We start from the raw sequence: 18,480 nt of genomic DNA on the forward strand, positions 1-18,480 counted from the left end.
ATACCGTAAAACATTAATCAGACAAATCTCTCAACATGCTCACTCAGAAATTGTTGGGATGTTACCAGAAGCAAACTGGATTACAAGAGCGCCTTCATTAAATAGAAAGAAAATCTTATTAGCGAAAGTTCAAGACGAAGCTGGTCACGGATTATACTTATATTGTGCTGCTGAAACATTAGGTGTTTCCCGTATTCAAACATTAAATGATTTACATTCAGGTAAAGCTAAATATTCATCAATCTTCAATTATCCAACCCTTACTTGGGCAGATATCGGAATGATTGGTTGGTTGGTAGATGGAGCTGCGATTCTGAATCAAGTTCCATTATGTCGTACATCTTACGGACCTTATGCTCGCGCAATGGTACGTGTTTGTAAAGAAGAATCTTTCCACCAAAGACAAGGTTACGAAGCATTAGTGGTATTATCAAAAGGAACACCAGAACAAAAAGCGATGTTGCAAGATGCAATGAATCGTTGGTGGTGGCCTACATTAATGATGTTTGGACCAAAAGATGAAGAATCATCAAACTCAGAATTATCAATGAAATGGAGAATCAAACGTTTTTCGAATGACGAATTACGTCAACGTTTCGTGGATATTTCTATTCCTCAAGCCGAATATTTAGGATTAACTATTCCAGATCCAGATCTAAAATTCAATGAAGAAACAGGTCACTACGAATTCGGAGAAATTGATTGGGAAGAATTCTGGAATGTTGTGAAAGGAAACGGTAAATGTAACAAACAACGTTTGGATGCTCGCCGTAATGCTCACAACGAAGGAGCTTGGGTTCGTGATGCTGCAACAGCTTACCACGAAAAAAGAAAACAAAGAGAATTAGAAAAAGAACAACGCAAAAACGCATAAAAAGATGGAAAATAGAGATTGGCCTTTATGGGAAGTATTCATTAGAAGTAAACAAGGGTTAGACCACAAACACGTTGGGAGCTTACATGCTGCTGATGCTACAATGGCACTAGAAAATGCACGTGATGTATATACACGTCGTTTAGAAGGTGTGAGTATTTGGGTAGTAGAATCTGCTAATATCCATGCTTCTAATCCTGATGAAGCAGAACAATTTTTTGATCCTGCAGAAGACAAAGTTTACCGTCATCCAACTTTTTATGATGTACCAGAAGAAATTAAAAACATGTAATTTATGACAAGTACAGTTTATCAAAACAATCAAAATTACATTGATTTTATCTTGCATTTAGCGGATACAAATCTAATTTTGGCACAACGTTTATGCGAATGGTGTGGTCATGGTCCAATTTTAGAACAAGACATTGCAATGTCTAATATGGCGTTGGATTTATTAGGTCAAACTTCTAATTATTATGACTATGCGGCTGAAATGATCGGGAATGGAGCAACTGAAGATACGTTAGCAATGTTACGTGAAGAGCGTGAATATAAAAACTTATTGTTAGTTGAATTACCAAACGGACATTTCGGAGATACGGTTGCACGTCAGTTCTTTTACGATTCTTACCACGCGTTATTGTTAGAGCAATTCTTGAAAGTAAAAGATCTTAAATTACAAGCTATCGCTGAAAAATCATTGAAAGAGGTAAAATATCACTTAAAATGGTCATCAGAATGGATGATTCGTTTAGGAGACGGAACACAAGAATCTCACGATAAAATTCAGGAAGCTGTAAACAATATTTTACCTTATGTAAAAGAAGCGTTTTTATTAGCACCTTACCAAAAAGCTTTAGTTGAAGAAGGATTAATTTCAAGTCCAGAAGAATTTCAAGCAACTTGGTTAACAAATGTAAAAGTAATTTTAGACGAAGCGACAATCGAAGCTGATGTAGAAAATGCTTTTGTACAAAAAGGAGGTAAAGAAGGTGTTCATACAGAGCATTTAGGATTTATCTTAACAGATTTACAATATTTACAAAGAACTTATCCAGATTCGCAATGGTAACCGAAAAAGAAATTTGGCAATACATGGAGGAAGTCGCTGATCCAGAAATTCCTGTGATTAGTGTAATTGATCTTGGTGTTGTGCGTAAAATTGAATTAATTGACCAAGAAAGTGTCAATGTTACAATTACGCCAACGTATTCGGGATGTCCTGCTATGAGTGCAATTTCAATTTCTGTTCGTTTAAAATTAATCGAAAAAGGATTCAAAAATATCAATGTCATTAATCAGTTGAGCCCTTCGTGGTCAACTGATTGGATGACAGAAGAAGGAAAGCAAAAAATGAAGGCTTATGGAATTGCGCCTCCAACTAAAAATCCTTCGAGCGATGAGCTCTTTTCAGACGAACAAAATGTAGAATGTCCACAATGTGGCTCTACAGATACCAGACTTATCAGTCAATTTGGTTCTACGGCCTGTAAAGCTATGTATCAATGCAATAGTTGCCACGAACCATTTGATTATTTCAAATGTCATCATTAAAAAATTATGGAAAATTCAACATCAATCCTATACACACAAGAGGGAGGAATTGCTACGATTACGTTGAATCGTCCTTCTGTTTTTAACAGTTTTAATCAGGAAATGATTAAATCTCTTCAACATCACTTGGATGTTGCAGCTCAAGATGTTTCTGTTCGTGCAGTGGTTTTAACTGGAACGGGAAAAGCATTCTGCGCTGGTCAAGATTTAGGAGAAGTTTTAGAAGAAAAAGAAATCGACTTCAATAAAATCGTTCAAGAAAATTACAATCCATTGGTTCTTAAAATTAGAAACATGGACAAACCAGTTGTTGCTGCTGTAAACGGTGTTGCTGCCGGTGCGGGAGCAAATTTAGCTTTGGCTTGTGACATTGTTGTTGCGAAAGAATCGACAAATTTCATTCAAGCTTTTTCTAAAATTGGTTTAATCCCAGATTGTGGAGGAACTTATTTCTTACCTCGTTTAATTGGACTTCAAAAAGCAACTGCTTTAATGATGCTTGCAGATAAAGTTTCGGCGGCTCAAGCAAAAGAAATCGGAATGATTTATGAGTTTTTTGCTGACGATATTTTCGATGCTGAAGTTGCAAAGATTGCTGATAAATTAGCCAATCTTCCAACAAAAGGTTTGGCTTATACAAAGAAATTATTGAATCAAACATTTAATAATTCAATCGAAGAACAATTAATTCAAGAAGGATTATTTCAAGCTAAATCAGGGAATACATCAGATTATCAAGAAGGTGTAGACGCATTTATCGAGAAAAGAAATCCTGTTTTTAAAGGCGAGTAAGAAATGAAAAAAATAGGAATTATTGGTGGTGGAGCAATGGGGTCTGGAATTGCGCAAGTTTTTGCTCAATATGGTCATCCAGTTGTTTTATATGACACAAATAAAGAAGCTTTAGATCGTTCAAAACAAAACTTAGCGAAGACTTTCGAGAAGTTAGTGGCGAAAGAAAAATATACTGCTGAAAAAGCACAAGAAATTCAAAACAATATCGAATATGCAGATAGTTTAAGTGCTTTTGCATCCATCGATTTGATGATTGAAGCAATTATTGAAAACTTAGATATTAAAAAATCAGTTTTCAAACAAGTGGAAGAAATCGTTTCTGACGAATGTATTTTAGCGTCAAACACTTCTTCATTATCAATCGCATCAATTGCATCTGCTTGTTCTAAACCAGAACGTGTAATTGGAATCCACTTTTTCAACCCTGCACCATTAATGGCTTTGGTAGAAATTATTCCAGCCGTACAAACACGCGAAGGATTAGCAGACGAAGTAAAAGCATTGATTCAATCTGTTGGTAAATTACCAGTCATCACAAAAGATACTCCTGGATTTATAGTAAATCGTGTGGCTCGTCCATTCTACAGCGAATCAATTCGTTTATTAGAAGAAGGAGTTGCAGATGCAGAAACAATAGACTTTGCGATGACTTCTGTTGGAGGTTTCCGTATGGGACCCTTCGAATTAATGGATTTTATTGGTCATGATGTGAATTATCGTGTAACCGAATCGGTTTTCGAATCATTCTTTTATGATCCAAGATTTAAACCATCTTTTTCTCAAAAACGTTTATTCGAAGCTGGATTTTACGGTCGTAAATCTGGTCGTGGATTTTACAATTATGCAGAAGGAGTGGAGAAAAAAGCACCATCTCAAGATCAAGCATTATTAGAAAAAATCTACAAACGCGTTTTAGTGATGTTAATCAATGAAGCAGCTGATGCTTTATTTTTAAACATTGCAAACCGTGAGGATTTAGATACAGCGATGACAAAAGGGGTTAATTACCCTAAAGGACTATTGAAATGGGCGGATGAATATGGTCTTGAAAATGTACAAAACGATTTAGATGAATTGTACAATTATTACCACGAAGACCGTTACCGTTTAAGTCCAATTATTAGAAATTTCGTCAAAGAGAACAAAACATTCTACTAAAAAATATCAAAACATGGAATCACAAAAGTTATTAAATGCAATGCTTGACCACGATAAATTTAGTGAATGGTTAGGTTTAGAAGTAATTGAAGTAAGAGAAGGATATGCAAAATTACAAGCAGCAATTCGTCCAGAAATGATGAACGGAGTGGGGTCTGTTCACGGAGGCGTTACGTTTGCGATGGCAGATTCTGCATTTGCTTTTTCGTGCAATATGTACAATAATATCTCAGTTGCTTTAGATGTTCATATTTCATTTACGAAAGCTGGACGCAATGGAGATGTTTTTACCATTGAATCTCAAGAAGTTTCGACAACGAAAAAAACAGGTATTTACGATATCAAAGTTACAAATCAAAACAACGAATTAATTGCTTTATTTAAAGGAACTTGCTTTAGAACAGGTAAACCTTTAATTGAAGAATAAATTTTATAAATTGCCTAAAGCATAAAGTTTTAGGCATAAAGCTTTAAAACAATGAACCAAACATATATTATAGATGGAGTTAGAACTCCAATTGGTAAATTAAAAGGTGGATTATCTGCTGTTCGTCCAGATGATATGGGGGCAATGGTAATCGCCGAATTATTAAAAAGAAATCCATCAATTGATCCTGCTGCATTCTACGATGTAATTTTAGGGAATGCAAATCAAGCAGGAGAGGATAACCGTAATATAGCTCGTATGTCGGCTTTATTATCTGGATTACCTTACACAGTTCCAGGTGAAACAGTGAATCGTTTATGTGCTTCTGGCTTATCAGCTGCAATTGCAGCATCGAGAGCAATTCAGGTTGGTGATGCACAATTAATGATTTCTGGTGGAGCAGAATCGATGACACGTGCACCTTTAGTAATTTCTAAATCGGCTTCTCCATTTGGTGGTGATGCACAAATTTATGACTCAACTTTTGGTTGGCGTTTTATTAACCCAAAAATGAAAGAAATGTGGGGAGTTGATGGAATGGGTAATACAGCTGAAAATTTAGCAGAGCGTGATAATATTTCGCGTGATGATCAAGATTTATTTGCGGTTTGGTCTCAACAAAAAACGGCTGCTGCGCAAGCGAATGGACGTTTAGCGAAAGAGATTGTTCCTGTTGTTATTCCACAACGTAAAGGTGATGCTATTATTTTTGATATAGATGAATTCCCAAAGAATAATACAACAATGGAGATTTTATCAAAGTTACGCCCAGCTTTCAAAGCAGATGGAACGGTAACTGCGGGTAATGCTTCTGGGCTTAATGATGGTGCGGCAGCGAATATTTTAGCTTCTGAACAAGCGATTAAAGATTTTGGTTTAACACCAATGGCACGTATTGTTTCTTCTGGTGTTGCAGGTGTTGAGCCTCGCATTATGGGAATTGGACCAGTGAATGCAACTAAAATTGCATTAGAAAAAGCTGGTTTAACAATGAATGATATTGATGTAATTGAATTAAATGAAGCTTTTGCAGCGCAATCTTTAGCATGTACGCGTGCATTAGGTTTAGTAGATAACGATTCTCGTATCAATCCAAATGGTGGAGCTATCGCTTTAGGACATCCACTTGGAATGTCAGGAGCGCGTATCTTAAATTCTGCGGCTTACGAATTACAAGCTACAGGAAAACGTTATGCATTGGTTACAATGTGTATCGGTTTAGGACAAGGTTACGCTGTAATTATTGAAAGAGCATAAAATAGTTATTCGAAATTCGAAGTTAGTTTTTCGAGTAATACTAAGTTCGAATTTCGTCAAACGAAAAACTATATTAGAAAAATGATTTACGAATTCAAAGGATATAAACCCGTTGTTCATCCAACAGCATTTATTCATCCGCAAGCTGTGGTGACAGGAAATGTGATTATTGGGAAAGATGTTTACATTGGTCCAGGTTGTGCGTTACGTGGTGATTGGGGACAAATTATTATCGAAGATAATTGCAATGTACAAGAAAATTGTACGATTCATATGTTTCCAGGAACAACAGTTCATTTAAAAGAAAAAGCGCATATCGGTCACGGCGCAATTATTCACGGCGCAACAATTGGTCGTAATTGTATGGTTGGGATGAATGCAGTTGTTATGGATAATGTTGTGGTAGAAGACGAATGTATTGTTGGTGCTTTAGCTTTTGTAAAGGCTGATACACATATTCCGACAAGAAGTGTTGTGGTTGGAAATCCTGCAAAAATCGTAAAACAAGTTTCGGATCAAATGATCGAATGGAAAGATCAAGGTACTCAACAATATATGCAATTACCAAGTGATTGTCATGATAGTTTAAAACCTTGTGAACCATTAACAGAAGTTCCAGATTATTATTACGAGTCAATGGCTTCGAATTATAAAACGTGGAATGAAAGTAAGTAAAATGTAAAAAGTATTATGTAAAATGTCATACTGAACTTGTTTCAGTATCACACTTAAATTTAATGAGATTCTGAGATGAACTCAGAATGACAAAAACTTATAACTTAATACTTACGACTTATAACTAAAAAAATACACAAACAACATAAAAATGGCTAAACAATTAGAAAATTATGCTTTAGGACAATGGACAAAAGGTTCGTCTGAAGGGCAAATGTTATATAACGCCATCAATGGCGAAGAAATAGGAACTGCATCATCAGCTGGATTAGATTTCGGTGCGATGATGGATTATGCACGTACAGTTGGTGGACCAGTTTTACGTAAAATGACGTTCCAAGAAAGAGGTTTAATGTTGAAAAAATTAGCCTTATACTTAATGGATCGTAAAGAAGAATTTTACACGGTTTCTTGGGCAACAGGTGCGACTCGTGCAGATTCTTGGGTTGATATTGAAGGAGGAATTGGAAACTTATTTGCCAATGCATCTTTACGACGTCAATTCGGAGATCAACCATTTTATGTTGAAGGAGAAACGCATAAAATCTCTAAAAACGGAACATTCTTAGGTACACATATTTTAACACCAAAACGAGGTGTTGCAATTCATATTAATGCATTCAATTTCCCAGTTTGGGGAATGTTAGAAAAAGTTGCGGTTAATTTATTGGCTGGAGTTCCAGCTATTGTAAAACCTGCGACAATTACTTCTTTCTTAACGGAAACTGTTGTTCGTGCAATCATTGAATCTGGAATTTTACCTGACGGTGCTTTACAATTAATCACAGGTTCAGCAAACGGAATTTTAGATAATGTAGAGTCAGAAGATGTTGTAACATTTACAGGTTCTGCTTGGACAGGACAAATGTTAAAAGCACATCCAAGAATTACTTCAGAAGGTGTTCCATTCAACTTAGAAGCAGATTCTTTAAACGCTTGTGTTTTAGGAGAAGATGTACAAGTTGGCTCACTAGAATTTGATATTTTTATTAAAGAGGTTACACGTGAAATGACAACTAAAGCAGGACAAAAATGTACAGCGGTTCGTCGTGCGTTGGTTCCAGCTCATTTGGTTGAGGATGTACAAATTGCTTTAGGACAACGTTTGGCAACGACTACAATTGGAGACCCAAATGTGGAAGGTGTTCGTATGGGAGCTTTGGCGGGAGCAGCGCAAGTTAAAGAAGTTCGTGAGAAAGTAGAAGAATTAGCTAAATCGCAAGAAATTATTTTTGGAAACTTAGATAATTTCGAAGTGAAAGGTGCTGATAAAAACAAAGGTTCTTTCATTTCTCCAATTTTATTTTTAAACAACGATCCATTCAATAAAACTGATGTTCACAACATCGAAGCTTTTGGACCAGTTTCTACAATTATTCCTTACAACGGAACTGCTGAAGCAATTGAGTTAGTTCGTATGGGGAAAGGATCGTTAGTTTGTTCGATTGTTACTGCGGATAATGATATCGCAACAGAATTTGTATTGAATGCAGGTTCTTTACACGGACGTATCGTTATTTTGGATGCAGAATGTATCAAAGAGTCTACAGGTCACGGATCACCACTTCCATTATTAGTACACGGAGGTCCAGGTCGTGCAGGTGGAGGAGAAGAAATGGGAGGTAAGCGTGGTGTATTACACTATATGCAACGTACAGCAATCCAGGGTTCTCCAAATAAACTAACAGCTGTTACTCAACAATACCAATATGGAGCAAATTATATCGAAGAAGATAAACATCCATTCGCGAAGCATTTCGAAGAAGTTAAAGTTGGTGATACATTAATCACAGCAAAACATACGATTCAACAATCAGATATTAATGCATTTGCAGCTTTATCTGGGGATAATTTCTATGCACATGTTGACGCAACTTCTTTAGAAGGAACTATTTTTGAGCGTAATGTTGCTCACGGATACTATTTATTGTCTAAAGCGGCAGGTTTATTTGTTTTAGCGAAAAAAGGTCCAGTTTTATTAAACTATGGTTTAGATGAATGTCGTTTTGTGAAGCCTGTATATCCAGGTTCTACAATTGGAGTGCGTTTTACGTGTAAAGAAAAAATCGATCAAGAGAAAAAAGATGAAAACGATTTGGCAAAAGGAATTGTTCGTTGGTTGGTTGATATTTACGACGAAACGGGAGAAACAGTTGGTATTGCAACAATTTTAACAATGGTTAAAAAATTAAATCAAGATTAATATAATGTGAGAATGTGGTAATTTGTTAATGAGAAGATGATTTAGAATCATTTTCAAATTGAAAAATTACGTGAAATATTTGTCATGCTGAGCATGTCGAAGCATCTCAAATTATTAATTGTTTTGATTCAAACAATTAAACATATAATGAATAATTTATTAGTTAAATTTGCTCATTACCACATTTAAAAAAATTATCAAATTAGATATGGAAGCATACGTAAAATCAGATATACAAAATGGAATTGGTACAATTGAATTCTTTCACCCGCAAAGTAATTCAATGCCAGGTTCTCAATTAAGAAATTTAGCAACAGAAATTGAAAAATTAGGAAACGATGACGAAGTAAAAGTTATTGTTTTAAAAAGTGCTGGAGATAGAACATTCTGTGCTGGTGCATCTTTTGACGAATTAATTTCAATCAAAGATCGTGAAACTGGTCTAGAATTTTTCTCAGGATTTGCACATGTTATCAACGCAATTCGCAAAGCACCAAAATTTGTTTTAGCACGTATTCAAGGTAAAGCAGTCGGAGGTGGAGTTGGAATTGCTTCGGCAGCAGATTATACTTTTGCAACAGAATTTGCATCTGTAAAGTTATCAGAATTAGCAGTAGGTATCGGACCGTTTGTAGTTGGACCTGCTGTAGAACGTAAAGTTGGAAATTCTGCTTTTACACAAATGGCGATTAATGCAACTGAATTTCAGTCGGCTGAATGGGCTAAAGAAAAAGGTTTGTATGCAGAAGTTTATGCAAATTCAGTTGAAATGGATGAAGGCATCGATATTTTAGCTAAAAAATTAGCTAATTCAAATCCAGAAGCAATGAAACATTTGAAACGTGTTTCTTGGGAAGGAACAGAAAATTGGGATGAGTTATTAATCGAGCGTGCAAAAATTTCGGGTGAATTAGTTTTATCAGAATTTACGATTAACGCGATTAACAAATTCAAAGCAAAATAAGAATACAATATAGTTTATAAAAAAATCCACTTCAAAATGAAGTGGATTTTTTTTATAATTTAAAATACTCGTCTTTATAATATTTACTTTTCTTTACATATAAAATATCTTTTTCTGGATTGAGAATTAGATTGAAACGTTTAATCAAATCGCCACCCATAATATTTTTGTGTTGAATTTTTATTGTACTATCAAAAAATGACATTGGTACATTTTTGAATGTTTGATTTGCCAATTCGAAATTAGGTAAAATTGATTTTTTGGAAAGTATTACATTACCAGCAGCATCATTTAGTTTTGATTCTCCAATAATTTCAAATTTTTCTAATAATTTATTTTCTTTGGCAAAATCATCCGAAATCATCAATGCTCCAGAAAAACCTGTGTGAATCATAAACTCTGTTTCAATCGGTTTTTTGTCAATAAATGGAAAAGCTTTTATATACAGTGTTTCTTGAGAATATCTCGAATTTAATTTTGTATACTTTTTTAGTTTGGTAGGAGCTTTATCATAAACATATAATTTATTCTCATCAAAATTGATTTCTAAATATTTTCCTTCAAAAAATTTCAAACCAATTTTTCCATCACTCTCATGTCCAGATTGTTTGTCAATAAAAATTGGAATTTTGCTGAACTCTTCATTACCAAATTTAATCACATTGCTTTGACTCATTTTCATATCCGAATATCCAGCCCAAGATGTCACATTGTTTAAGGTATCAGAAATCGAAATAGATTTCATTTTTTTATACGAATCTTCAATAATTGTAATATAATCAGAGCCTGTATGTAACATCAATTGCACCGTATCTTTTTGATTGATAATAACTGGTACTAAAATATTGTTGTATTTTGTTAATCGAAATGGTATTTCTTTTACGATATTCTGCCCGAAAATTACAATTGAAATAATAGTAAAAAGTAACGAAAATATTATCTTTTTCATTTAGTTGTATAATTTCATTAAAAGTAAACTAATTTGTAGAAATGATTAATATGCTATAATTAAAAATATTCCTTTTAAATTTGCAGTATGGGAGTAGCTGAATTATTATTAAAACGCAAACAAGAATTGATCGAAAAGAACAAAACAGAAGGTTTAGCTTTTCGAGAAGAATATAAATTGAAAGAAGGTGTAACCGAAACCGAAAGTGGATTATTGTACGAAGTAATCACGATGGGAGAAGGAGTGAAGCCAACTTTATCTGATACGGTTTTGTGTCATTATCATGGAACAAATATCAACGGAGAAGTTTTTGATAGTTCGGTTCTACGCAAGAAACCTGCAGCTTTTCCTTTGGAAAATGTAATAAAAGGTTGGGCAGAAGGAGTACAATTAATGCCAGTTGGAAGTAAATTTAGATTTGTTGTAAAACCAGAAATTGGTTACAAAGACAGAGAGATTTCAAAAGAATTAGGACCTTATTCTACCATGATTTTCGAAGTAGAATTGATGGGGATTTTATAAAATATTTAAATAAAAAAACCACTTCATTAAAAGTGGTTTTTTTATGCTTAATTTTTTGCGTTATTGCGACGTTTTTTCTTTAAACGATTCGTTTGAACTAATTGTTTATGTTTTGGATCTTTTAATTTATCCACTAAAACTTGTAAATGATTTTCTTCTTTTTTTGCTTTTTCAGCCATTTTTCTTGGTTTTAAATTTGAATTAAATTAATCATTATTCCTCAAGTAGTCAAACTTATTTGTTTAATTATAAAATATTTAACGTTTATTTTTTAGGTTTATCACTCATGTAGAACGTAATTTTTCCGCCATTCACAATATCGAAATGATTCAAATTTAAAGATGAATAAGTTTTTCCATTCAACTCAATTTTCTGGATGTAAACATTTCTCTTCGATTGATTTTTCACTTCAATTTCAAATTGTTTTCCATTCTCTAAATTCAATATAGCATGATCTACCAAAGGACTCCCAATTGCGTAATCTGTCGATCCTTGCTGAACAGGATAAAAACCTAAAGCGCTAAAAATATACCACGCACTCATTTGTCCAGTATCATCATTTCCACCCAAACCATCAGGCGTAGGCTTGTATTGAATATCCAAAATCATTCTGATTTTTTCTTGGGTTTTCCACGCTTGTCCCGCCCAATTATACAAATACGCAACATGGTGTGCCGGCTCATTTCCATGAACATAACCACCAATTATTCCTTCACGCGTAATGTCTTCTGTCTCCGCAAAATATTCGTCAGGCAAATGCATCGTAAATAATTCGTCCAATTTTGCTCCAAACTTCTTTTTTCCGCCCATTGCTTCAATTAATCCATTTGGATTTTGAGGAACAAAAAAGCTAAAATTCCACGAATTTCCTTCAATAAAACCTTGTCCATGTGTATTCAATGGATCAAATTCTTTCTTGAAACTTCCATCCGCTAATCGAGGACGCATAAATCCAATCGAAACATCATAATTATTTTTCCAATTCTCAGAACGCTTCATAAATGTTTCATATATATCCATTCGATTCAATTTTTTTGCAGCTTGCGCAATCGACCAATCATCGAAAGCATATTCTAACGTATTCGAAATTGATGTACCATTTTTCTCAGCTGGAATATAACCTTTGTCGATATAATCGCCAATTCCTTCATAATCACGTTTATTTGCCGTAACAATACACGCGTCCAAAGCAGCATTTGCATCTCCGTTATAAACACCTTTTACAATCGCATCTGCAACAACTGTAACAGAATGATAGCCACTCATACACCAGTTTTCGTTGGCATAATGCGACCAAATTGGCAACATTTTTATTGGATTTTGCTCATAATGTTTCATCATCGATTTTACCATGTCATTGTTGCGTTTTGGTTGAATGATATTGAATAACGGATGCAATGCACGATAGGTATCCCAAAGAGAAAAAGTGGTGTAATTTGTAAAATCTTTAGCTTGATGAATTTCTTGATCCAAACCTTTGTACTGCCCATTCACATCCATATAAGTTGTCGGATTGATGAAGGTATGATACATCGCTGTATAGAAATTTATTTTATCATTTTCTGAAGCTTTAATCTGAATTCGATTCAATTCCTTGTTCCAATTTTCTTTTGCTTCATTACGCACTTGTTCAAAATTCCAATGTGGAATTTCTGTTGTCAGATTTTCTAACGCATTGGTTTGACTGACTGGAGAAATCGCAAATTTGATCTTTACTTTTTCATCTTTTTCTGTATCAAAATCGAAATACATTTTGATCTTTTTTCCTTCGATTAATGGAAAATTCTGAGTTTCGTTCCATTTGCGCCAAAAACCTTTGTAATCAACTTGTCCGTCTTCATTTTTCTGTCCATAATTTTTAAATGATTTTGAAAAAGTCATCGCAAAATAAACCGTTCTATTTCTTGCCCAACCTCGTGTTTGTCTATAACCCGTAATCAATGTGTCATTCACCACGCGAACATATGTCCATGTATTTTTGTCATCATAATTATAAATTCCAGCATTCAAATCCAAAATAATATGCGAATCAACTGATTTTGGAAATGTATACTGATGAAAACCAACTCGCGTAGAAGCGGTCATTTCTGCCCAAATATTGTAATCATCCAATTTCACTCTGTAATATCCCGCTTCGGCAGTTTCGTTTTGATGCGAAAATCGAGAACGATAACCACTCTCAGGATTTTGAGCAGTTCCGGGATTTAATTTTAATTTTCCAACTGTTGGCATAATTAAGAAATCACCCAAATCAGAATGTCCTGTTCCATTAAAATGTGTATGACTAAATCCAGTTATTGTTTTATCTTCAAAACGATAACCCGCACAATAATCATAAACTTTTGGATTGTATTTGTGGTTGATAGCATAAGGAATAGAATCTGTTTCTGGGCTTAATTGAACAGCGCCAAAAGGAACAGTTGCGCCAGGGAAAGTATGTCCCATTTTTTCTGTTCCAATCATGGGATTGACATATTTTACTAAATTCTGTTGCTGCGCAAAAGCAAGAGAATTGAGTGAAAGTAGAGCGATTACTAATTTTGTTTGCATCGATTTCGTTTTCAAGTATTAATTTAATCTAAAGTTAAAATAAATCATCGAAATCAAAAAAGAAAGGAAAGCTTTTCAACTTTCCTTTCATAATTATTTTATAAAACCATTTCAGGAATATAATTAGCAAGCAATGTCGGAATTCAGGTTCCTAAATTTAAATAATCCCCTTTTTTCAAAAAAATCTAATATACAAAACCTTATTATTCAGCCTCAAAATATCCTGATTACATTTTTTATAAATTTACGGTTTCAAGTTAATAGATTGTAATGTAATCTTCCCTAAAAAAGCTACTAATAAAAGTAGAATATTTTTTAGATTAGGAAGTATTAAAATAAAGATCTTTTTCTTTACTTTTTCTAAAGTACAATTATCTTCAACCTTAAAGAACAATATATAATTTAAAAATTTCTTTACTAAAAATATGACCTCAATCATAAATATATGAAATAGATGCCGCTAATTTCGTTAATGTTAATTCATACATTATGTAAAAGATGAAAAAAAATCTAACAAAAACTTATGATGAAATTCCAAAACAAATAGGAGGAGGCTTTCATGATACAGAAAGTAATAGATATTTCAATGATAATGGATTAATTGATGATTGTTACCAAATACTAAGATGTAGATTTCTTTCTATAAATAATTGGAAACATTTCTGTGGTGAATCTTCTGCTGATTTTAGATTGTTTGACGAAAGTGGAGCTCATGTTAATCGTTTACCAATTGTTGGAGATTATATACGAATTGATATACCAGGACCTGGAACTTTTGGTGAAAATGGATTTGATTGGGTAAAAATAGTATCAATTTGCGAGCAAAAATCTATTGATTACAATCAAGCAAGTTTGTCTTTTATTTGTTCCCCATCTAGTTCTCCAAATAAAAAAAACAGCAAATTAATTGCTCATTTTTATAGTAAAAAGTCGACCTCAACTTTTCGAATAAGTAAAGATAATAATTTAATCAAAATAGGAGTATATGGTCGAAATGAACATCCTAATTTAAGTCATACAAACTTAATTAATTTTTTTAGAAACTTCATTATTGCTTTAGGAGGAATGTTTGGAATAGCTAAATTAGAATGGAAATGTTTATGTGAAGGCTTAATTAACTTTTAAATTAAAACTGAGATGAGAAATACATTTGTGTTAATAGCAACCATTCTAATAATTTTCTGGGGATTAATATACTTTGGATTAGGTATAAGCTATCATGGAATTGTACATTTTCTATTATTTATGGCTTTTATTTCCTTAGTATTACGACTCCTTATTGGAAAAAAACAAGGTTAAATTAATTACTTTTACATATCACATTTATTAATGTTTTATTCTTTTTTAATACCCGCTAAATATTGCGGGTATTTTTTTTAATGTATTGATTTTAAGAATTGAAAAGCTTTTTATACTAATATGATTTGAGTCATAATACCACAATCTTTATGTGAATAATTTAGCCATAGAATGAAATCTAATTAGTATTTCAATACAAGTTAAATCCAATTTATGCCATAATAAATACTAGTCAATTTGTGTCATAAATTACAAAGCTACAATTATGAAAAGAAGTAATTCAAACAACCACAATTCGCATAGTAATTCAAACAATGCAAAATCAACCTTAGAAGAAATTTATCAGCTGGGTTATGATCATGGTTTTAATGATGCATCACAAGATGAAGATTATGATGATGATTTTTCTGATTATGAAGAAGACTATGATGATTTTATAAGCGGTTATCAAGATGATGACTATGACGATGATGACTATGACTATGACGATGATGATTACGAAGACGAAGATTATGAGGATGAAGATTATCAGGATAATAGGAGAGGAAATAGAAGAAATACGCCACAACGAGATAGTATGGGTAGATTTGTTTCTTCTAATAATCGATCTTCTGCTCGTGGTAACCGTTCTTCATCATCACGAACTAATAACAGAAGATCTACTTCTAATTCTTCTTCTAGTTCTCGAAGCAATTCATCAAGAAGTGGGAATAGCAGAAATTCAGAGAGTGGATCGGGAACTTCAAAAAGAGGATTTGCTTCAATGAGTAAAGCAGAACGTACGCGTATTGCGCGTATGGGAGGTAGAGCATCCCATGGAGGTGGACGATCTTCTAATCAACGCGGGCGTTCTTCAAATTCAAGCCGTTCAGGTTTTGGAGGTAGAAGAAATGGTTAATTGTTTTGTATTGCCTCTTTTAGGAGGGGCAATTTTTATATAAAAAAGTGAATAATTATGACAAAGAAAGAGTCCCAACAAATTGATTCAATGGATAAATCAACCGAAAACATTGATGATAAAATGAAAAAATCAGAATTGCATAAATTTTTTATTTCTGCACTTAAAGACATATACTATGCTGAACATGCATTAATTGATGGATTAGAAAAAATGGAAAAATCTGCTACAAATGAAGAGCTACAAGATGCTTTTGAGGATCATCAATTACAAACCAAAAAGCATATCAGCCGATTAGAAAAAGTTTTTAGTTTACTCGATGAAAAAGCAGATAAAAAAGAATGTGAAGCGATAAAAGGATTAATAAAAGAGGCAGAAGAGATTATAAAATCTACTAAAGACGGGTCGATGACGCGTGACGCAGCTTTGATTATTGCAGCTCAAAAAATTGAACATTATGAAATTGCAACGTATGGAGGACTTGTGCAGTTAGCTTTGACAATGGAACATGAAAAGGTTGCTGATTTACTTGAAAAAACATTGTCTGAAGAAGAAGAAACGCATGATAATCTTACTGAAATTGCTGAAACTTTAATCAATTTTGAAGCGGAAGAAGAAAATTAGTTTTGTGATTAAATCTCTTATTAATATTTTTTTATGAATAAATATTAATAAGAGATCTTTTTATTTGAAAAGGATTATACTCAGAAAGTTTAACATACTGATTTATCCTGTGGCATATTTATTGAATCTTTTTAAAACGATTTCTGTCTCTATTACTATACTTTAAAAACAAACCACAAAAGATTAATACTATGCTTATTGATGAAAAATTATTGTATCAGTTTGGTGCTGAAAGAGTCTATTTTAAGAATGGAGAAACTGTATTTACGGAAGGTGCTCATCCTTCTTTTTATTATCAGATTATTGTAGGAAAAGTTAAAGTTAATCATTTTAATGAAGAAGGGAAAGAATCTATACAAAACATTCTATTACCAGGAAATAGCGTAGGAGAATGTTTCTTGTTTTTAGAAGGATTGTACCCGATGAACGCACAAGTTCTAGAAGATACCCTATTGATAAGATTAAGTAAAACTAATTTTTTAGAATTATTGGAATCTAATCCTTGCATATACATAAATCTTAGTCGTTGTATGTCAGAGAAATTGCATTATAAGTTTCTTATGATGCAAAATAATTCCATTAATAATCCCATTATTAGAATGAAAGGATTATTGGATTATTTGAAAAATAATGCTATAGAATCAACAGTACCTTTTTCTTTTAAAATAGATTTAACACGACAGCAATTAGCTGGTATAACAGGAATGTGTGTAGAAACTGTAATTCGAACGGTCAAGTTAATGGAATCTCAGAATATGTTAAGGTTACAAAAGGGAAAAATACTGTATTAAAAAGAATTTGTTAAACTCCTAAAAATAACTATTATGTTCCCACAATTTAAAGAATTTTTTTTATCTAGCCTTCATATATTTGCTTATATAATAATGCTTATAGGAGGATGTATATTTTTATTTTTTTGGCTCAAAAAAAGAAAAAAGAGAAGAAATAGTAGAAAATAATTTGATTATTTTTATTAGCCCATTATTAATTGTATACAAATAATAATGGGCTAATATTATTTATAAATCTCTATGTATCAATTTTATTAACTCTTGTTCTTTTTTTACCTTATTGTAAGAAAAGTTTGAATAAAAATGAATTAACATTTTTTTTGTTAGACAGATTTCTCCATGTGAATAATTATTCTTGTCAAGAAATTCGAATACTGATGTTTTGTAGTCAGTAATTATATTTTTTAAAAATTCTTTTTTTTGTTTACATAAAGTAGTTTGACTAATTTTCTCAAGCGATTTAATAATAAATGGGGGATCAAGAATCAAATGTGCAGTTGTAGATCCAAAAATAAATTCATTAATTAAACATAAAAACTCATGTTCTGAATGAGTATAATCTAATTTTTTCATATTTCTTTAGCCGTTTATGATTTCTCCACCATTTGGATGGATTACTTGTCCCGTAATAAAACGAGCATCTTCTGAAGCTAAAAATAAAAAAGCAGGAGCAATTTCATTTGGCATAGCAGCTCTTTCCATAGGTTTGTCACTTCCAAATGTCGCAATTTTTTCAGGTTCAAAAGAAGATACAATAAGAGGTGTCCAAACAGGACCAGGTGCAACAGCATTTACTCTAATTCCTTTTTTTACTAAATTAGCAGATAAGCTTCTTGTAAATGAGACGATAGCTCCTTTGCTGGCAGCATAATCAATTAATTTTGGACTTCCCCTATAAGCAGTAACTGAAGTGGTATTAATGATGGTACTTCCTTTTTGC

Annotated in this window: 21 protein-coding genes; 16 read left to right on the plus strand and 5 right to left on the minus strand. The window is 33.0% G+C overall.

Translation table 11 applies throughout. The features are described from left to right. From paaA to B2X73_RS11400, 11 genes are all read left to right on the plus strand, one after another. On the plus strand, window positions 1-874 hold an 874-nt coding region (gene paaA / locus B2X73_RS11350; RefSeq protein WP_291096447.1), incomplete at its 5' end, for a 1,2-phenylacetyl-CoA epoxidase subunit PaaA. A gap of 4 nt (window positions 875-878) precedes the next feature. Then, window positions 879-1,166, plus strand: coding sequence for a 1,2-phenylacetyl-CoA epoxidase subunit PaaB (paaB, locus tag B2X73_RS11355; RefSeq protein ID WP_038335709.1), 288 nt, complete (start codon window positions 879-881; stop codon window positions 1,164-1,166). 3 nt (window positions 1,167-1,169) lie between these two features. Then, the gene (paaC, locus tag B2X73_RS11360; RefSeq protein WP_219035123.1) at window positions 1,170-1,946 is read left to right on the plus strand and encodes a 1,2-phenylacetyl-CoA epoxidase subunit PaaC; all 777 of its coding nucleotides are present in this window, start codon (window positions 1,170-1,172) and stop codon (window positions 1,944-1,946) included. Continuing rightward, on the plus strand, window positions 1,940-2,428 hold the full coding sequence (paaD, locus tag B2X73_RS11365; RefSeq protein ID WP_219035122.1) for a 1,2-phenylacetyl-CoA epoxidase subunit PaaD: 489 nt from the start codon (window positions 1,940-1,942) through the stop codon (window positions 2,426-2,428). Before paaC ends, paaD begins: the two co-directional genes overlap by 7 nt. Before the next feature lie 6 nt (window positions 2,429-2,434). Then, on the plus strand, window positions 2,435-3,220 hold the full coding sequence (locus B2X73_RS11370; protein ID WP_038335712.1) for an enoyl-CoA hydratase-related protein: 786 nt from the start codon (window positions 2,435-2,437) through the stop codon (window positions 3,218-3,220). 3 nt (window positions 3,221-3,223) lie between these two features. Continuing rightward, window positions 3,224-4,381, plus strand: coding sequence for a 3-hydroxyacyl-CoA dehydrogenase NAD-binding domain-containing protein (locus B2X73_RS11375; protein WP_291047580.1), 1,158 nt, complete (start codon window positions 3,224-3,226; stop codon window positions 4,379-4,381). A gap of 13 nt (window positions 4,382-4,394) precedes the next feature. Next, complete coding sequence (gene paaI, locus B2X73_RS11380; RefSeq protein WP_291052331.1) at window positions 4,395-4,808, plus strand: hydroxyphenylacetyl-CoA thioesterase PaaI; 414 nt, start codon at window positions 4,395-4,397, stop codon at window positions 4,806-4,808. 51 nt (window positions 4,809-4,859) lie between these two features. Then, complete coding sequence (gene pcaF, locus B2X73_RS11385; RefSeq protein ID WP_286496259.1) at window positions 4,860-6,065, plus strand: 3-oxoadipyl-CoA thiolase; 1,206 nt, start codon at window positions 4,860-4,862, stop codon at window positions 6,063-6,065. An 81-nt stretch (window positions 6,066-6,146) separates the two neighbouring features. Continuing rightward, window positions 6,147-6,740, plus strand: a complete 594-nt coding sequence (locus tag B2X73_RS11390; RefSeq protein WP_219035117.1) for a transferase hexapeptide repeat family protein — start codon at window positions 6,147-6,149, stop codon at window positions 6,738-6,740. A gap of 151 nt (window positions 6,741-6,891) precedes the next feature. Next, window positions 6,892-8,943: a phenylacetic acid degradation bifunctional protein PaaZ gene (gene paaZ, locus B2X73_RS11395; protein WP_291096449.1), complete on the plus strand. Its 2,052-nt coding sequence runs from the start codon at window positions 6,892-6,894 to the stop codon at window positions 8,941-8,943. A 208-nt stretch (window positions 8,944-9,151) separates the two neighbouring features. Then, window positions 9,152-9,907 (plus strand): enoyl-CoA hydratase/isomerase family protein, encoded by a 756-nt coding sequence (locus B2X73_RS11400; protein ID WP_219035115.1) that lies wholly within the window; start codon window positions 9,152-9,154, stop codon window positions 9,905-9,907. Window positions 9,908-9,959: 52 nt separating this feature from the next. Here the strand turns inward: B2X73_RS11400 and B2X73_RS11405 are convergent, their stop codons facing one another. Beyond that, complete coding sequence (locus B2X73_RS11405) at window positions 9,960-10,856, minus strand: hypothetical protein (RefSeq protein ID WP_286496263.1); 897 nt, start codon at window positions 10,854-10,856, stop codon at window positions 9,960-9,962. An 87-nt stretch (window positions 10,857-10,943) separates the two neighbouring features. Here B2X73_RS11405 and B2X73_RS11410 point away from each other — a divergent pair, with 87 nt between their 5' ends. Next, a complete protein-coding gene (locus B2X73_RS11410; protein ID WP_180906699.1) occupies window positions 10,944-11,378 on the plus strand; it encodes an FKBP-type peptidyl-prolyl cis-trans isomerase in 435 nt (144 codons plus the stop codon). 47 nt (window positions 11,379-11,425) lie between these two features. Here the strand turns inward: B2X73_RS11410 and B2X73_RS11415 are convergent, their stop codons facing one another. Further along, a complete protein-coding gene (locus tag B2X73_RS11415; RefSeq protein ID WP_291096451.1) occupies window positions 11,426-11,557 on the minus strand; it encodes a hypothetical protein in 132 nt (43 codons plus the stop codon). Between the two features lie 85 nt (window positions 11,558-11,642). Beyond that, on the minus strand, window positions 11,643-13,928 hold the full coding sequence (locus B2X73_RS11420) for a GH92 family glycosyl hydrolase (protein ID WP_291096453.1): 2,286 nt from the start codon (window positions 13,926-13,928) through the stop codon (window positions 11,643-11,645). A 498-nt stretch (window positions 13,929-14,426) separates the two neighbouring features. On the opposite strand from B2X73_RS11420, the gene B2X73_RS11425 reads away from it, so the two are divergent. The 4 genes from B2X73_RS11425 (at window position 14,427) to B2X73_RS11440 (ending at window position 17,540) form a co-directional block, all read left to right on the plus strand. Continuing rightward, window positions 14,427-15,053: a hypothetical protein gene (locus B2X73_RS11425; RefSeq protein WP_291078220.1), complete on the plus strand. Its 627-nt coding sequence runs from the start codon at window positions 14,427-14,429 to the stop codon at window positions 15,051-15,053. Between the two features lie 439 nt (window positions 15,054-15,492). Beyond that, window positions 15,493-16,125: a KGG domain-containing protein gene (locus B2X73_RS11430; RefSeq protein ID WP_291078221.1), complete on the plus strand. Its 633-nt coding sequence runs from the start codon at window positions 15,493-15,495 to the stop codon at window positions 16,123-16,125. Between the two features lie 57 nt (window positions 16,126-16,182). Next, a complete protein-coding gene (locus B2X73_RS11435) occupies window positions 16,183-16,749 on the plus strand; it encodes a ferritin-like domain-containing protein (protein WP_291096455.1) in 567 nt (188 codons plus the stop codon). A gap of 191 nt (window positions 16,750-16,940) precedes the next feature. Then, window positions 16,941-17,540 (plus strand): Crp/Fnr family transcriptional regulator, encoded by a 600-nt coding sequence (locus B2X73_RS11440; RefSeq protein WP_291078223.1) that lies wholly within the window; start codon window positions 16,941-16,943, stop codon window positions 17,538-17,540. Between the two features lie 228 nt (window positions 17,541-17,768). On the opposite strand, the gene B2X73_RS11445 is transcribed toward B2X73_RS11440, so the two are convergent. Both B2X73_RS11445 and B2X73_RS11450 read right to left on the minus strand, forming a co-directional pair. After that, a complete protein-coding gene (locus tag B2X73_RS11445) occupies window positions 17,769-18,113 on the minus strand; it encodes a hypothetical protein (protein WP_291078224.1) in 345 nt (114 codons plus the stop codon). Window positions 18,114-18,119: 6 nt separating this feature from the next. Beyond that, window positions 18,120-18,480, minus strand: a 361-nt coding sequence (locus B2X73_RS11450) for an SDR family oxidoreductase (RefSeq protein ID WP_291096457.1), incomplete at its 5' end; no start/stop codon positions are given.

This window comes from Empedobacter sp. UBA7252 (assembly GCF_002472765.1).
Classification (GTDB): domain Bacteria; phylum Bacteroidota; class Bacteroidia; order Flavobacteriales; family Weeksellaceae; genus Empedobacter; species Empedobacter falsenii_B.

Coding starts and splice junctions, on each gene's coding strand:
- paaB (WP_038335709.1), top strand. CDS start 879: ATGGAAAATAGAGATTGGCCTTTATGGGAAGTATTCATTAGAAGTAAA.
- paaC (WP_219035123.1), top strand. CDS start 1,170: ATGACAAGTACAGTTTATCAAAACAATCAAAATTACATTGATTTTATC.
- paaD (WP_219035122.1), top strand. CDS start 1,940: ATGGTAACCGAAAAAGAAATTTGGCAATACATGGAGGAAGTCGCTGAT.
- B2X73_RS11370 (WP_038335712.1), top strand. CDS start 2,435: ATGGAAAATTCAACATCAATCCTATACACACAAGAGGGAGGAATTGCT.
- B2X73_RS11375 (WP_291047580.1), top strand. CDS start 3,224: ATGAAAAAAATAGGAATTATTGGTGGTGGAGCAATGGGGTCTGGAATT.
- paaI (WP_291052331.1), top strand. CDS start 4,395: ATGGAATCACAAAAGTTATTAAATGCAATGCTTGACCACGATAAATTT.
- pcaF (WP_286496259.1), top strand. CDS start 4,860: ATGAACCAAACATATATTATAGATGGAGTTAGAACTCCAATTGGTAAA.
- B2X73_RS11390 (WP_219035117.1), top strand. CDS start 6,147: ATGATTTACGAATTCAAAGGATATAAACCCGTTGTTCATCCAACAGCA.
- paaZ (WP_291096449.1), top strand. CDS start 6,892: ATGGCTAAACAATTAGAAAATTATGCTTTAGGACAATGGACAAAAGGT.
- B2X73_RS11400 (WP_219035115.1), top strand. CDS start 9,152: ATGGAAGCATACGTAAAATCAGATATACAAAATGGAATTGGTACAATT.
- B2X73_RS11405 (WP_286496263.1), bottom strand. CDS start 10,856: ATGAAAAAGATAATATTTTCGTTACTTTTTACTATTATTTCAATTGTA.
- B2X73_RS11410 (WP_180906699.1), top strand. CDS start 10,944: ATGGGAGTAGCTGAATTATTATTAAAACGCAAACAAGAATTGATCGAA.
- B2X73_RS11415 (WP_291096451.1), bottom strand. CDS start 11,557: ATGGCTGAAAAAGCAAAAAAAGAAGAAAATCATTTACAAGTTTTAGTG.
- B2X73_RS11420 (WP_291096453.1), bottom strand. CDS start 13,928: ATGCAAACAAAATTAGTAATCGCTCTACTTTCACTCAATTCTCTTGCT.
- B2X73_RS11425 (WP_291078220.1), top strand. CDS start 14,427: ATGAAAAAAAATCTAACAAAAACTTATGATGAAATTCCAAAACAAATA.
- B2X73_RS11430 (WP_291078221.1), top strand. CDS start 15,493: ATGAAAAGAAGTAATTCAAACAACCACAATTCGCATAGTAATTCAAAC.
- B2X73_RS11435 (WP_291096455.1), top strand. CDS start 16,183: ATGACAAAGAAAGAGTCCCAACAAATTGATTCAATGGATAAATCAACC.
- B2X73_RS11440 (WP_291078223.1), top strand. CDS start 16,941: ATGCTTATTGATGAAAAATTATTGTATCAGTTTGGTGCTGAAAGAGTC.
- B2X73_RS11445 (WP_291078224.1), bottom strand. CDS start 18,113: ATGAAAAAATTAGATTATACTCATTCAGAACATGAGTTTTTATGTTTA.